The following is a 12143-nucleotide window of genomic DNA, read 5'->3' as shown; positions in this document are numbered from 1 at the left end:
CCAGGAACTGTGAAAAGCCCATAACAGAAAAGAGTCCAGGAGACCCAATGTTTTATAAAATCGCACAGAAGATCATGTTCCAAATGGACGCTGAGCGAGCCCACCATCTGGCCATTGACGGCCTCAAGCGCAGCGCCAATACGCCCTTGAGCTGTATCTACAGCCAGCAATTGCCGAACAAACCCGTCTCCTGCATGGGACTGACGTTTCCCAATCCCGTGGGCCTTGCCGCCGGTCTGGACAAGGACGGAGAATCCATAGATGCGTTTCATGCCATGGGTTTTGGTCATGTGGAAGTGGGCACTGTGACCCCAAGACCCCAGCCGGGCAATGACAAGCCACGCCTGTTCCGCCTTAAGGCAGCCAAGGGCATCATCAACCGCATGGGTTTCAACAACAAGGGTGTCGATAACCTGGTGGCCAATCTCAAGGCCAGAAAAAGCGATATTCTGGTTGGGGTGAACATTGGCAAGAATAAAGATACGCCGGTGGAAGAGGGCAAGAATGACTATTTGATCTGTATGGACAAGGTCTATCCCTACGCCTCCTATATTACGGTCAATATCTCTTCCCCCAATACCCCGGGCCTGCGTGCCCTGCAGTACGGTGAGCTGCTGGACGATCTGTTGGCCTCGCTCAAGGCAAAACAGCAGGAGCTGGCCGACAAACATGGTAAGTACGTGCCGCTGGCACTGAAGATAGCGCCGGACTTAAGTGATGATGAGATAGCCGACATCGGCCGTTCGCTGCTTAAAAACCGCTTTGATGCCGCCATCGCCACCAACACCACCCTGAGCCGTGATGGTGTGTCTGGCCTGGAACACGCCAATGAGAGCGGTGGCCTGTCCGGTAAGCCGCTGACCGAGTTGTCCACCCAGGTGATCCGCAAGCTTGCCGCTGAACTCAAGGGCGAAATTCCGATCATAGGTGTAGGCGGGATCTGCTCGGCCACGGATGCACTGGCCAAATTTGATGCGGGTGCCACCTTGGTACAGATCTATTCCGGTTTTATTTATCAGGGGCCGGAATTAATTAAAGATATTATTGCTGCTTATTCCGGCAAATAAATATAAAAACAGATCAATAAACAGACAAAAGGATCGCTGAGGTGATCCTTTTTATTTTCCAGATCTGAAACGATCTGGTTGAGATCGAAATATGATCTTTTAGATCTGCATAACGTCTTGTTAACTGGATTAATTTCTATTAAAAAGATTTTGATATTGAGTAAAATATCAACTATTATCGGCCTGTTAATCTAATTATGGGTAGACGTTATGTTATTAATGCCAAACAGGGATTGGCAATGGACATATAACGATGCTTACGGTGTATTAAGCGTTTCGTTAGGCGCGGAAATGGAATTTCTGACCCCTTACAAAGCCAAATCCTTAATTCCGGATGCATTGCATGAGCACGAATTTAGCGTCGAGCACGCCAGGTTCTATATTGAGCTGCTCGATCGTCTGCAAAAGAATTTGAAATTAACCGATGCAGCCCTGGTGCAAATAGCACTCAATGCCACAGCGGCGCATTTTATGCTCAAGCCCCAGATGCCCAAGTCCTGGTTTTTTGATACCACAGATGTTTGTGTTTATGCGGAAGTGGGCAAGGTATTTGAGCTTAAATGCAACCGGGAAAAATATCTGGTGCTGGTGGTGGAAAATACCCTGCAAGCTGCTCTGGTCATGATGCTTTCAAGTGAATGTTGCTTAAGTGATGCCAAGAGTTTGCAGCAGTTTGATACCATCAAAGTCATGCACAATCGCCTGCACGAAATCAGAGTAAAACGTCACACTGTTGCCGCTTGAACTGCGGGCACTCTATTAATAAAAGGCGCTTCAGCGCCTTTTTTCATGGTTATTTTCAGCCCAATAGGCAAGGCAAAAATAAGTTCTGGCAACGCCGACGGCCCATTTTGTTTTCAACTGGAATTTGCTAGATTTGCGCCACCGCGGGTAGCGGCCGTTCGCTGCCCCAAAGCCGTCCGGAGGCGTTCTGCCATGTTTGCCAAAGTCGCAGCCTTGATGCTGCCCGCCATCACCCTATGCCAGTCGGCCATGGCCGTCGCCGGCAATGATATCCAATTCAGCAGTGACTTTGAGCTGGGCACCGGCAGTGAGTGGTCCTTTGTCTATGGCTGTGAGCGTCAAAACGCCGTGCCTCGCTCCGGTGAAGGCGCGCTGCATTGTGGTCCAGGCACTGCCGTGCTTATCAGCAGTCAGGGATTGGCGGAGCTGGGTATGTTGGAACTGTGGCTTAAGCCCGACAGTGTCCACAGCCGCTTTAAACTCAGTCTGTACAGTTCCGAGTCCGGTGGACTCAACAGCATCTGGACTCCGGTGGCCGTGCTTGAAGGCGAGGGGGATGACAGCTATCAAGCCCAGCGTATCGCTATAGACGAAGCCGGTCAGCGCTTTTTGCGCCTGGATATTGAAACCCAGAATGGCGGCGTCAGCCTCGACGATATCCGCATAGATAAAATTCAGCTCAATGCGGCGCTGGCCAAAAACGAGCGCCGCATCATTGGTGGTCTGCTGGAGAAAATCAAGGAAGATCAGGATTACAAGCTGCAGTCGGATTCCATTGCCACCATGGCCCGCAGTTTTGCCGGCCAGCTCGAGAGCCAGCGCCAGTATTTGGAATATGCCAACGGTATCTATTCCTCCATCACCTTTGTGCTGGCCACCTCCGAGCGTAACAAGATGGCCAACCCCCTGGTGTACAAAACCTTTAAGGGCATTTTGAACGACACCAAGCGGGTGGCCACACCGCTGCAGGAAGCCAGGCTCAATTCCATGATAAAGCCCTTCGGCGATCTGGTTGGCGCCACGCTCAAGCTGGTCAGTGCCGGCACCTATGCGGTGTTTGCCGAGCCGTTCAAATCCTTCCTGGCGGCGACCTTTGACAAGTCCAATATAGATAATTCGGATCTCAGTCGCAGCGACAAGAAATTTGCCCGAGAGAACGGTCTGGCCATCTATGAACGGGCCGAGAAATTCATGACCGAGCTGGAGCGGGAGCTGGGACAGACCACGGCGTTGGATAACGATTTGAGCCAGATCCTGAAAAACATCGACAGCTTCCGCAAGGATCTGGAACGCTTTATGGGCGACACCATGCAATATGCCGATCTGGGGCGTAATCAGGAAAACCGCAGTGCCCTGATGAGCAAGGATGAAGCCAGCCGTGCCGCCATTCAGCAAAAAGCCCAGGATAATATTGCCAGGCGGGCCAACGCCCTGGCCGATGCCAGGCGCCAGACGGATCTGGTGCAATACCTGCTGCGAACCTCGGGATACATAGAAACGACCCAGGGTTATAAAGAACGTTTCAACCAGATCACCGCTCAGGTGCTGTCATTTTACGATCGCTTTGAACGCTCGGTGGCGCCGGAGGCCAACCCCTTCAGCGAGGGGGAAGATCGCAAATTGTGGGAACAACACGCCGTGCGCGCCCGGGCCTATATCAAGGATTCCAGGGATGCGTTCCAGAAGGCCTATATGTGATTCAGGGCAGAGTGGAAGATTAAACCGCGCCGGCCATTATTGGCCGGCGCTTTGTTGTTGCAGGAGTTCGGCTTCTGCCTGGGTCTGCTGCTGCATGGCCAGCAGGGCTGCGATTTTGGCGCGGGCAAAGGCAATCTCGGCCGGCGGCAGACCTTCGGCCTCGGCTTTGGCTATGGCGGCCTCTAGCATGCTCACCTTGGCGGGCACAGCGGCGGCAAAGCTTTGCAGGAGTTCGGTCCGGCTCCGCCCGCTATAGGCCTGATAGGCAGCGGGGCTGGCCAGATCTTCCTGTGTCGGCAATTGCGGCTCAGCACTCTTGCCTATCTTGGGAGCTCGGGGATCGCCACCAATCAGGGCACCGCGCAGACTAATGGCATCCTGCTCGCTGACCCGGGGCAGTGCCTCTTGGTCAAGCAGCTGTTGCGGGCCTGTGTCGTCGGTGGCAGCGGGCTCCTCGCCCGTGACTGCCGTTATGGCAGGTGCTGGAGGATACGCAGCGCCGGTTGTTAGCGGCACATCCTTGACCGCGACTTCCTCGACTGCCACGTTCTCGACCGCCACTTTCTCGACCGCCGCGTCCTTGGCCGGGCTGTGCCCGGCGGCCTGCGGTGGGGCATGGTCGCTTGCCAGCAGCCAGGCCGTGGCCAATACCAGCGAGGTCAACACCAGGGAGACCAACACCAAGGACGTATGGGGCATCAGGGCAAAAGCGGATCTGGCTTTCATGTGCGTTTCTCCTTATCCCTTGGCTTTCGCTTTAGCATTGGCATTGGCATTGGCATTGGCATTGGCATTGGCATTGGCTTGGGCTTGAGCATCATGGACATCAGCCGCGCGTTGGGCAGGAGGCAGGCCCAGCTGCTTTCGCAATGCTTGCCACTTTTGCCAGGCCTTGTCTGCTGCCAGCGCGTTGCGGGCAATGAAGGCCGTGGTTTCGCTGTCTTCCGGGTACAAATCATAGGTCTTGTCCCCGGTTTGCAGCAGCAGCCACAGTCCCTCGGGACTGCGCACCGGCTGGCTCAAGCTTCGCGCCGGTAAGGCCGCCGCGAGACTTCTGAGCCAGGTGCCATCAACACCAGCTTTGATGTCATTGCCTTTCCGGCAGGGCAATTCCACCAACCTTGTTGCGTCATCTGCAAGCCTGACCCTGGTGGGGTCCTGATCACGATTGCGTTCAGCCGCGTTTTTGCGTCTTGCCTGCTCGGCTTCTGACTGAGCCCCGTAGCACCAGACCTCGGCTTCGGCCTGCTTTAACCGCTGAAACCTTTGTGGGTATTGGCGATAGAAGGCACGAATTTCGTCCCCAGTTACCTCAGCCGCCAATGCTTGCAACGCCGGGTTGTCGCCATGCTGCTCGGCACCGACGCCAAAATGCGCCAGCAATTTGGGGTAGAGCAGTCTGGCGCGGGTAAGGTAGCGCAGAATGTCGAGTTCTGCACCGCTCAGCATGCCATTGGCAAGCAGCCACTGCGTCTGTCGCTCCTGCATAGCGCGGCGGGCTATCAATTGCTGCCAATAGTCCGTATCCGCTTGCAACAGTTTTTGCCTGCCCTGCACAGATTGCTCGGTGAAGATCTTCGCCAGGGATATCTGCTCACTCTCACCCAATTCTATGGCTATCCGTTCGCCGAGGGCTTGCTGCTGGACGCCGGAAAGCTCATAACCCAGGGGATTAGGAGCTTTTAGCAGCGCCTGCAGCTCTGCCATATCCGGCATAGCGACCCAGGGACTATCGCGGGAGGCCTGGACCCGACTGGCTGCCTCCTTTACCGGCAGTTGCCGCAATTGGGGAAACAATTGCTCCAGGGTGTGCGACAGATTGGCCCGCAGCAGGTAATCCATGTCATAGCCGGCGCGTCCCTGTTGCCACAGGCTCTCGGGCATGTCCCGGTCGTGGTAACGGGCCAGACGCCACTGCTCAAGCAGCATGGCATCGAATGCCTCGCGGCTGATGCTGCCATCACCCAGGCGGAACAAGCTATCGGCAAGACCCTGGCTCAGTCCCGGGGTATCTGCTTGCGCGGTTAAAGCCGTCGTGTCGGCGTTCATGTCAGGCCCTGCGGCCATCGTTGCCCACAGGGGCAGCAACGACAGCAGGGCTATAGCGTACCGGCCAGGGTTCATGGTGCAACCCTGTTGCCGGCATGGTTCAGCAGCCGAACCACCATGGCGATGGCGTGGGGGATCACCTGACGGCCCACATCACGGCGCATGGCGTGATCTTCACTGTAAAGCACCTGACCGCCAGCGGCATAAGCCAGGTTTCCGCCCTGGGTAAGCAGGCCACGGATCTCGGAGCTGGCCGGATCCAGCGGGCTGAAGTCCGCCAGCGCAGCGGTCACCAGATTGGCGTCGTTAAGCTGCTCGGCATCGTAATAGTCACGCACCCAGGACTCCCAACTGGAGTGATTCAGATCCGAAGTGGTCCAGACATGGTGTGGCTGCAGCAGATCCGTGGTGTGAAAGACAAAACCCAGCGACTGCACAGTGGGTTGGACCCAGAACTGCTGGTACCAATATTGTCCCAGGTTATCTATCGGCTGGAACGGTATGGTCTCAAAGTCCTTATACATGCTGTAACTGGAGCTGCTGCCCTGGCGGTAGTGGGCTTCGGTTACGCCGTAGCTGTTGTATTCACTGTCCTCGGCACCGAACCAGCCGGTCTGTCCGCCGGCACCATCGTCCAGGTGATCGCCCTTGAGCCAGGTGGCGGCCATGGTATCTACCGTGCCCCACACCGTCAGCTTGGCGTAGTTGTAGCCGCCAAAGTCATTGCCGTGGGCATCGCTGCCCTGGGTATGGTTCTGGAAATGCCAGTAGGAGGTGTACTTGACTATGCTTTCCGCCGAGCCCCATACGGGGGCCTGCACACAGTCGCCGGTGACAGCACCGCAGATAAAGGTGTCTTCAAAATCGTCCACATCATAGGCAGCCTGGCCCAAGCGTTCGGCCAACTCATCAATGCTGATCCCCGCCGCTGCGGCCATGGCCTGCAGCTTGCTGTAGTTGGTGCTGTCCGGATGGTTTTTCATATAGTTGACCGCGTCTATCACTATGCGTTTATGGGTGATTTGACTGAAGGCATTGGCCTGGCCGGACAGCAGCACTGCGCCGGCTGCAGCAGCAATAAGGAGTTTGTTCATCATGGTAAAACCTTTTTTATATTATTGAATGATATAGGGTAAAACCCCTGACACCCGTCAGGTGCAGCCGAGTCTAGGGTAAGAAAATGACAGTTCGGCGTCGTTTGGGTTAAAACTCTAATGCAGCGTGTGACAGTCACCTGGGCGAACATTTCCGCTGACATTTGTCACTGGAGAAAAGCCTTGGATCTTTACATAATGGGAAATACCAAAATAAAGGAGTTCATCCAATGAATGCAGGGACACTCGCATTACTTATCCCCCTCGTCGCCATCGTTGGCGCCTATTTGATTTCCATGATGAAAATTCGTGAACGGCAGCAGTTGGCCAGCCGGGAGCACCAGGAAGAGATGCTGTTGATGCGAGAGGAAATCGGTAAATTGAAAGCGCGGATCGAGGTGCTGGAGAAAGTGGTGACCGACGATGACTGGCAACTGAAACGTGAAATCGACCGCGCCTGAATCCGTCGCCCTCGGTCTCCAGACATCTGATAAATATGAGAGGGATGGTTAATCACCATCCCTCTTTCATATTCGCCGTCGGTTGAGGTACTTCAGCCCGCCTCGGCCGTCTATCGTTAGCAGATTGGGCTGACCATCGAGGCCGACATGCATGGTTCTGCCCCTTCTTACCTGCCGCATCGACGCCGATAAGCTTAGACGGAGAGCACCCGGGTTAGCCCGTAAGATCATATGAGTGTCATGCAGCCTTCCGGTGACGGCGCGGCTCAAATGTCGGGGGGTAGTCTCCCGGAGATGCCTATTTGGCTGCCTTGGTTTTCGCGGCCTTGACCGAGGCGGTGTCCGTGGTCAACACCTTACCCGGCAGACTCAAATCTCCTGAAGCCACGTCCATCACATTCACCACACAGAAGAGGGGCGCGTGAATATTGGCATTGACCCTGAGGCCGGCGGTCACGCCGTCGTAGCTGGCATTTTTGATAATGTCGGCATTGGCAAAGGGCACCTTGATTTCCACTGTGTCGCCATTGAGCACGGGATCCCAGCCTGGACTGTCGATAAGCAGCGGCAGGCCGGGCCAGGTGGCCGGTAAACGCGGCTTGCCACCCTCGGGGATATCCTTCACCGTCAGCGCGCCGGGGCCGCACTTTTCATCGGGTACCAGCACCACCCAATGGCTGTGCCAACTGGCGCCGTCGTTGCCGGTATTGGCATCGCGGTTCTCATCAAACAGTGGCGTGTCGTCGAAATCCGGATGACTGGCCACAGCCAATGCCAGTATACCGGCATCCTTGTCAAAGCCGAGTTCGTAACTGTTGATGGAAGTGGGCCAGACATAGGCGAAGGCGTCGGCGCCGGCCAGTTTGCCACCGGCCCTGGGTTGCTGTGTGCCGATGGCACCGCTGACCGCCATATGGAAGGTGGCCACATTGTTTTCGACACTGACCTTGGCGTGGACTATGTCAAAGGGGGTGGGCTTTGGCTGGGCCGTGGCTGTGATGCCGCCGCTGTGGTCATGGGCATAGGCCTGGGCGCTGCCGAGTAGTGCCAGTATGAGGGCGCTTGGTATGAGGGCGCTTGGAAGGGACGGTTTCATGTTTCACTCCTTGATAATGGTGTCATGACTCACAAATCAATGTAGTTTCGAGTCAACACCTATATCAACAGCTTGAAATCGGATTGTCAATATAGTTTTGATTCGATACTATTGCAGCATGAAAACCGAATCCCAAAATCTGCAATACCTGTTGGAGCGCGTCGCTGCCTTGTTGCGTGGTGAGCGGCGCAACCTCCTGGGTGAACATGGACTGCTGCCCATTCAGTTCGAGGCGCTCTATTTCCTTGGCGTCTGCAATCGCTATTCCGACACGCCGATGGCGGTGACCGAATATTTGGGCCAAACCAAGGGCACGGTGTCCCAGACCCTGAAAGTGTTGGAGAAAAAGGGCCTGATCGCCAAACAAAAGGATGAGACGGACAAACGCCTTATTCATTTGAATTTGACCGACGCCGGCAGGGGACTGCTGGAGCAGCACAGCCACTCGGCCTTGCTGCAACATCTGCCCGATACCCAATTGGCACCACTTTGCGAAGGATTGGCGCAGTTGCTTATTCAGATGCAGCGAGCCAACGGCTCGCGTCCCTTTGGTCAGTGTCGCCAGTGCCGTTTCAATCAACACCTGGGTGGAGAGGCGTATTTCTGTAATCTGACCAAGGAACCACTGAGCGAGTCCGATACCGGTCTTATCTGCCGCGAGTTTGAAAGCTGGTGACAGGGTGCTGACACAAAGCCACAGGTATAAACGCCAGGGGCCGGATCACCGCGAGGGTGAGCAGGTGACCTTTCTTGAGGTCAAACAGCACTTTGGTCTGGGTCATGTGCGGGTCGGCAGCTGGGTCAGTAGGGAGGAGTCACTGCTGGCCGCCAATCTGGTGTTTGATGCCCTGGCGGATCTGGCGCTGATATTGGGATTGCCACCAAAGGCACTGGGGCTTAGGGAAAGTTTGAATCTGGCCTTTGGCCACGGCGGCCGCGAAGGCGTAATGGCCCATTATTCTCCCCAGGAACGGACCCTGGCGCTGGCAAAAAATGCCGGTGCCGGAGCGCTGGCCCACGAGTTCTGGCATGCCTTCGACCACTTTATTGCCCCCAAAGCCTTCGACCTGGACACAGGAGCCTTGAACTTGGCCAGGTTCAGCCCAGGTATGCTGTGTGCCAGCGATCTCTGGCTCAAGGATGTGCCCATTTTGAGCCATCCCCTCAATGAACGTTTGAGTGAGCTGTTCCGGATCACTATGCTCAGTGAAGACAATCAGCAACCCAGCGACTTTGTTAACCGGGCCGTACAGCTGGATAGGGGGAGTGGTTACTGCTATTTTTCCCGGCCTTCGGAGCTGATGGCCAGAGCCTTTGAGGCCTGTATTGAGACTTATGGAAGTTATGAGCGCCTGGATCAAGACACCGGCGAGCTTTACCCGCAGCCACTGGTAAACCCTTATCTGGTTACGGGAACCAGGGCCAAATCCGGGACCGGGCGTTCCGGTTGGGGCACCATGCCAGATGGCGCCTTCCCTGAAGAATCACACAGAAAGCTCATCCACGGGGCGCTGTGCTGCTACTTTCACCCATTGGGACGGGCGTTGATGTCTCGGCAGTAGCCGGGGGCATAAGCCTGCACGTAAGGAGAACTGCTTTATGCATCATTCAGTGTTGATTACCGGTGCCAACCGGGGGATAGGGCTGGCGTTAACCCGGGTCTATCTTGAGGCGGGAAGCGATGTCATCGCCTGCTGCCGTCATCCCTATGACGCCAAAGAATTGCAATCATTATTGGATGAACACGAGGGCCTGGAGGTTTTTGAACTGGATGTGACCTCGGCTGAGTCCATTGCCGCACTCGCGGAGGACCTGGTGGGTCGACCACTGAACCTGATTATCAATAATGCCGGTGTCTATGGCCCCAACGGTGTTTGTATCGGTAATACGCCTGCGGCTGAGTGGCTTAAGGTTTTTGAAGTCAACAGCATAGCGCCGATGAAAATGGTGGAGGCCTTGCTGCCTAACCTGATGGCAGCCAGGGGCACGGTCGCCAACATGTCATCCAAGATGGGCAGTATGGCCGATAATGACAGTGGCAGGGCCTACATATATCGCTCTTCCAAGGCGGCCCTCAATGCGGTGACCAAGAGTCTGGCAATCGATCTGACTGACAAGGGCATTATAGCGGTAGCGCTGCACCCGGGCTGGGTGCAGACCGAGATGGGAGGCCCCAATGCACCGCTGGAAAGCAAGGCCAGTGCTGCCGGCCTCAAACGGTTGCTCGATGGCCTGAGTCTTGTCGACAGTGGCGGCTTCTATGACTTTCAGGGAAACAAGGTTCCCTGGTGAGAATGACACTTTTTTAGATTCGTGTGCTAAATCAAATACCTCCGAGACATCATGCTTGAGTATCAGGCCTGTTTTATGTAAGACTCGTCTTGATAACAAAAATATAACCGGAGGCATGATGCAAGGTAAATTATTGGGTATGGCGGCAATAGTGGCCGCACTGCTGGCACCGGGCGCCGCGGCGGATGGTTTTCGCTCAGGACCTGTCATAGAAGGTTTTGGCAAGGTGGCATACGTGAAGCAAACCTTTCCTGTTGCCAAAGATCAGCACTTCAAGGTGGTATTCGATACCGGTGAGCAGGGTAAAGAAGGGGACGTAAACCGCACCCTGGACAGTATGGCCCGTTTTCTGAATATGCATGGGGCGGCCGGCGTACCGTTGGAAAACATCCAGTTGGCGCTGGTGCTGCACGGTAAGGCGGCTTGGGACGCGCTGACCGACGATGCCCACCAGAGGAAGTTGGCCAAGCCTAATCCAAACAGTGTGTTGCTGCAGGCCCTTTTAGACAAAGGTGCCAGGATCATAGTGTGCGGTCAGACTGCGGCGTATCTGGGGATAGACAATAATATGTTGGCTCCCGGAGTGGAAATGTCACTGTCTGCCATGACGGCCCATGCGCAGCTGGCTCAGCAAGGCTACAGTCTCAATCCTTTTTAATGGCATCTTTATGCTTAATTAGGGAACCCCGGCACTGAGTCGGGGTTTTCTTTTTCTCCCCCATTTTCACCAGGGCAATGCCCATAGCGGTAAGGTTCACAAGAGCAAGGATCACTACAATAGATTAGGAGCCTGATCTCCGGCCAAGCGGCAGCTTTTGGCTGTGACCGTGAAAATCACTTGAGTATAAGAGATGAGTAGACTGCGGCAGCCGGATTGCTTATTTAAAGGAGAGGGCGACGACCTTTGCTGCGGTTAACGGAAAGCTGAGCCCGACGAGCTACTGCTCCATCCCGCGTTCGGATGTGACTATTCCGGATGTGGCTATGAAGTCGATTGATACACAAAAGAATTGGTTGCGGGAGCCGGATTTGCATCTCGACCTTCGCTGGCTGTTTATGAAGAGCCGAGCCCGATGTGCTTTCTTTTTGTAACTGCCTGACGAAAATTGGTTGCGGGAGCCGGATTTGAACCGACGACCTTCGGGTTATGAGCCCGACGAGCTACCATGCTGCTCCATCCCGCGTCCGGATGTGACTGTGAAGTCGATTGAATACACAAAAGAATTGGTTGCGGGAGCCGGATTTGAACCGACGACCTTCGGGTTATGAGCCCGACGAGCTACCATGCTGCTCCATCCCGCGCCATTTTGTGCTTTGCGTTGAATTATGATTGGTTGCGGGAGCCGGATTTGCATCTCGACCTTCGCTGGCTGTTATGAAGAGCTGAGCCCGATAAGCTTTCTCTTGATAACGGCTTGACCAAAATTGGTTGCGGGAGCCGGATTTGAACCGACGACCTTCGGGTTATGAGCCCGACGAGCTACCATGCTGCTCCATCCCGCGTCCGAATAATCAACGCTGCTTTTGTGACCGCCAATCTGTGCGTTCCAGTTAACCTGTACCTGCCATCTTGGCTGCGTCCTTCAAAGCGGGGCGAACTATAACGAGCCTGTAAGCCAATTACAAGAAGCAATTTCAAATT

12 protein-coding genes and 3 tRNA genes are annotated in these 12143 nt (G+C 55.1%); 8 read left to right on the top strand and 7 right to left on the bottom strand.

The features are described 5' to 3' along the window. Positions 1-47 precede the first annotated feature (47 nt). The 3 genes from pyrD (at position 48) to bdpA (ending at position 3509) form a co-directional block, all read left to right on the top strand. Complete coding sequence (gene pyrD / locus JYB84_RS09805) at positions 48-1067, top strand: quinone-dependent dihydroorotate dehydrogenase (protein ID WP_207319919.1); 1020 nt, start codon at positions 48-50, stop codon at positions 1065-1067. Between the two features lie 210 nt (positions 1068-1277). After that, positions 1278-1811 (top strand): cell division protein ZapC, encoded by a 534-nt coding sequence (locus tag JYB84_RS09800; protein ID WP_207319918.1) that lies wholly within the window; start codon positions 1278-1280, stop codon positions 1809-1811. Between the two features lie 192 nt (positions 1812-2003). Beyond that, positions 2004-3509, top strand: a complete 1506-nt coding sequence (gene bdpA / locus JYB84_RS09795) for a BAR domain-like protein A BdpA (RefSeq protein WP_228290752.1) — start codon at positions 2004-2006, stop codon at positions 3507-3509. Between the two features lie 36 nt (positions 3510-3545). Here bdpA and JYB84_RS09790 read toward each other — a convergent pair whose 3' ends face one another. The 3 genes from JYB84_RS09790 to JYB84_RS09780 are packed head-to-tail and all read right to left on the bottom strand — an operon-like array spanning position 3546 to position 6652. Beyond that, positions 3546-4235, bottom strand: a complete 690-nt coding sequence (locus JYB84_RS09790) for a hypothetical protein (protein ID WP_207319917.1) — start codon at positions 4233-4235, stop codon at positions 3546-3548. 12 nt (positions 4236-4247) lie between these two features. Then, complete coding sequence (locus JYB84_RS09785; RefSeq protein ID WP_207319916.1) at positions 4248-5633, bottom strand: hypothetical protein; 1386 nt, start codon at positions 5631-5633, stop codon at positions 4248-4250. Further along, positions 5630-6652 (bottom strand): phospholipase C/P1 nuclease family protein, encoded by a 1023-nt coding sequence (locus JYB84_RS09780; protein WP_207323175.1) that lies wholly within the window; start codon positions 6650-6652, stop codon positions 5630-5632. The genes JYB84_RS09785 and JYB84_RS09780 overlap by 4 nt, the downstream gene beginning before the upstream one ends. Before the next feature lie 230 nt (positions 6653-6882). On the opposite strand from JYB84_RS09780, the gene JYB84_RS09775 reads away from it, so the two are divergent. Continuing rightward, a complete protein-coding gene (locus tag JYB84_RS09775; protein WP_207319915.1) occupies positions 6883-7113 on the top strand; it encodes a hypothetical protein in 231 nt (76 codons plus the stop codon). Between the two features lie 298 nt (positions 7114-7411). On the opposite strand, the gene JYB84_RS09770 is transcribed toward JYB84_RS09775, so the two are convergent. Further along, on the bottom strand, positions 7412-8209 hold the full coding sequence (locus tag JYB84_RS09770; protein ID WP_207319914.1) for a hypothetical protein: 798 nt from the start codon (positions 8207-8209) through the stop codon (positions 7412-7414). A gap of 118 nt (positions 8210-8327) precedes the next feature. On the opposite strand from JYB84_RS09770, the gene JYB84_RS09765 reads away from it, so the two are divergent. From JYB84_RS09765 to JYB84_RS09750, 4 genes are all read left to right on the top strand, one after another. Beyond that, positions 8328-8885, top strand: coding sequence for a MarR family winged helix-turn-helix transcriptional regulator (locus JYB84_RS09765; RefSeq protein WP_207319913.1), 558 nt, complete (start codon positions 8328-8330; stop codon positions 8883-8885). Between the two features lie 7 nt (positions 8886-8892). Then, the gene (locus tag JYB84_RS09760; RefSeq protein WP_207323174.1) at positions 8893-9771 is read left to right on the top strand and encodes a CLCA_X family protein; all 879 of its coding nucleotides are present in this window, start codon (positions 8893-8895) and stop codon (positions 9769-9771) included. Positions 9772-9808: 37 nt separating this feature from the next. After that, positions 9809-10501 carry an SDR family oxidoreductase gene (locus JYB84_RS09755; RefSeq protein WP_207319912.1) on the top strand — a complete coding sequence of 231 codons (693 nt, stop codon included), beginning with the start codon at positions 9809-9811 and terminating at the stop codon, positions 10499-10501. Positions 10502-10619: 118 nt separating this feature from the next. Next, positions 10620-11159, top strand: coding sequence for a DsrE family protein (locus JYB84_RS09750; RefSeq protein ID WP_228290751.1), 540 nt, complete (start codon positions 10620-10622; stop codon positions 11157-11159). 449 nt (positions 11160-11608) lie between these two features. Here the strand turns inward: JYB84_RS09750 and JYB84_RS09745 are convergent. The 3 genes from JYB84_RS09745 to JYB84_RS09735 all read right to left on the bottom strand — a co-directional run bounded on the left by JYB84_RS09745 (position 11609) and on the right by JYB84_RS09735 (position 12004). Beyond that, a tRNA-Met gene (locus JYB84_RS09745) sits at positions 11609-11685 on the bottom strand. A gap of 41 nt (positions 11686-11726) precedes the next feature. Continuing rightward, positions 11727-11803: transfer RNA gene (locus JYB84_RS09740), tRNA-Met, on the bottom strand. 124 nt (positions 11804-11927) lie between these two features. Further along, a tRNA-Met gene (locus JYB84_RS09735) sits at positions 11928-12004 on the bottom strand. Between the last annotated feature and the right edge of the window lie 139 nt (positions 12005-12143).

Origin of the sequence: Shewanella cyperi, assembly GCF_017354985.1 — a bacterium.
Lineage (GTDB): Bacteria > Pseudomonadota > Gammaproteobacteria > Enterobacterales > Shewanellaceae > Shewanella > Shewanella cyperi.
Note: the sequence above shows the minus strand (reverse complement) of the source record. Positions and strands in the feature narration are given on the sequence as shown.

Bases quoted from the DNA above. Each gene is read 5' to 3' on its own strand.
- pyrD (WP_207319919.1), top strand. From the start codon at position 48: ATGTTTTATAAAATCGCACAGAAGATCATGTTCCAAATGGACGCTGAG.
- JYB84_RS09800 (WP_207319918.1), top strand. From the start codon at position 1,278: ATGTTATTAATGCCAAACAGGGATTGGCAATGGACATATAACGATGCT.
- bdpA (WP_228290752.1), top strand. From the start codon at position 2,004: ATGTTTGCCAAAGTCGCAGCCTTGATGCTGCCCGCCATCACCCTATGC.
- JYB84_RS09790 (WP_207319917.1), bottom strand. From the start codon at position 4,235: ATGAAAGCCAGATCCGCTTTTGCCCTGATGCCCCATACGTCCTTGGTG.
- JYB84_RS09785 (WP_207319916.1), bottom strand. From the start codon at position 5,633: ATGAACCCTGGCCGGTACGCTATAGCCCTGCTGTCGTTGCTGCCCCTG.
- JYB84_RS09780 (WP_207323175.1), bottom strand. From the start codon at position 6,652: ATGAACAAACTCCTTATTGCTGCTGCAGCCGGCGCAGTGCTGCTGTCC.
- JYB84_RS09775 (WP_207319915.1), top strand. From the start codon at position 6,883: ATGAATGCAGGGACACTCGCATTACTTATCCCCCTCGTCGCCATCGTT.
- JYB84_RS09770 (WP_207319914.1), bottom strand. From the start codon at position 8,209: ATGAAACCGTCCCTTCCAAGCGCCCTCATACCAAGCGCCCTCATACTG.
- JYB84_RS09765 (WP_207319913.1), top strand. From the start codon at position 8,328: ATGAAAACCGAATCCCAAAATCTGCAATACCTGTTGGAGCGCGTCGCT.
- JYB84_RS09755 (WP_207319912.1), top strand. From the start codon at position 9,809: ATGCATCATTCAGTGTTGATTACCGGTGCCAACCGGGGGATAGGGCTG.
- JYB84_RS09750 (WP_228290751.1), top strand. From the start codon at position 10,620: ATGCAAGGTAAATTATTGGGTATGGCGGCAATAGTGGCCGCACTGCTG.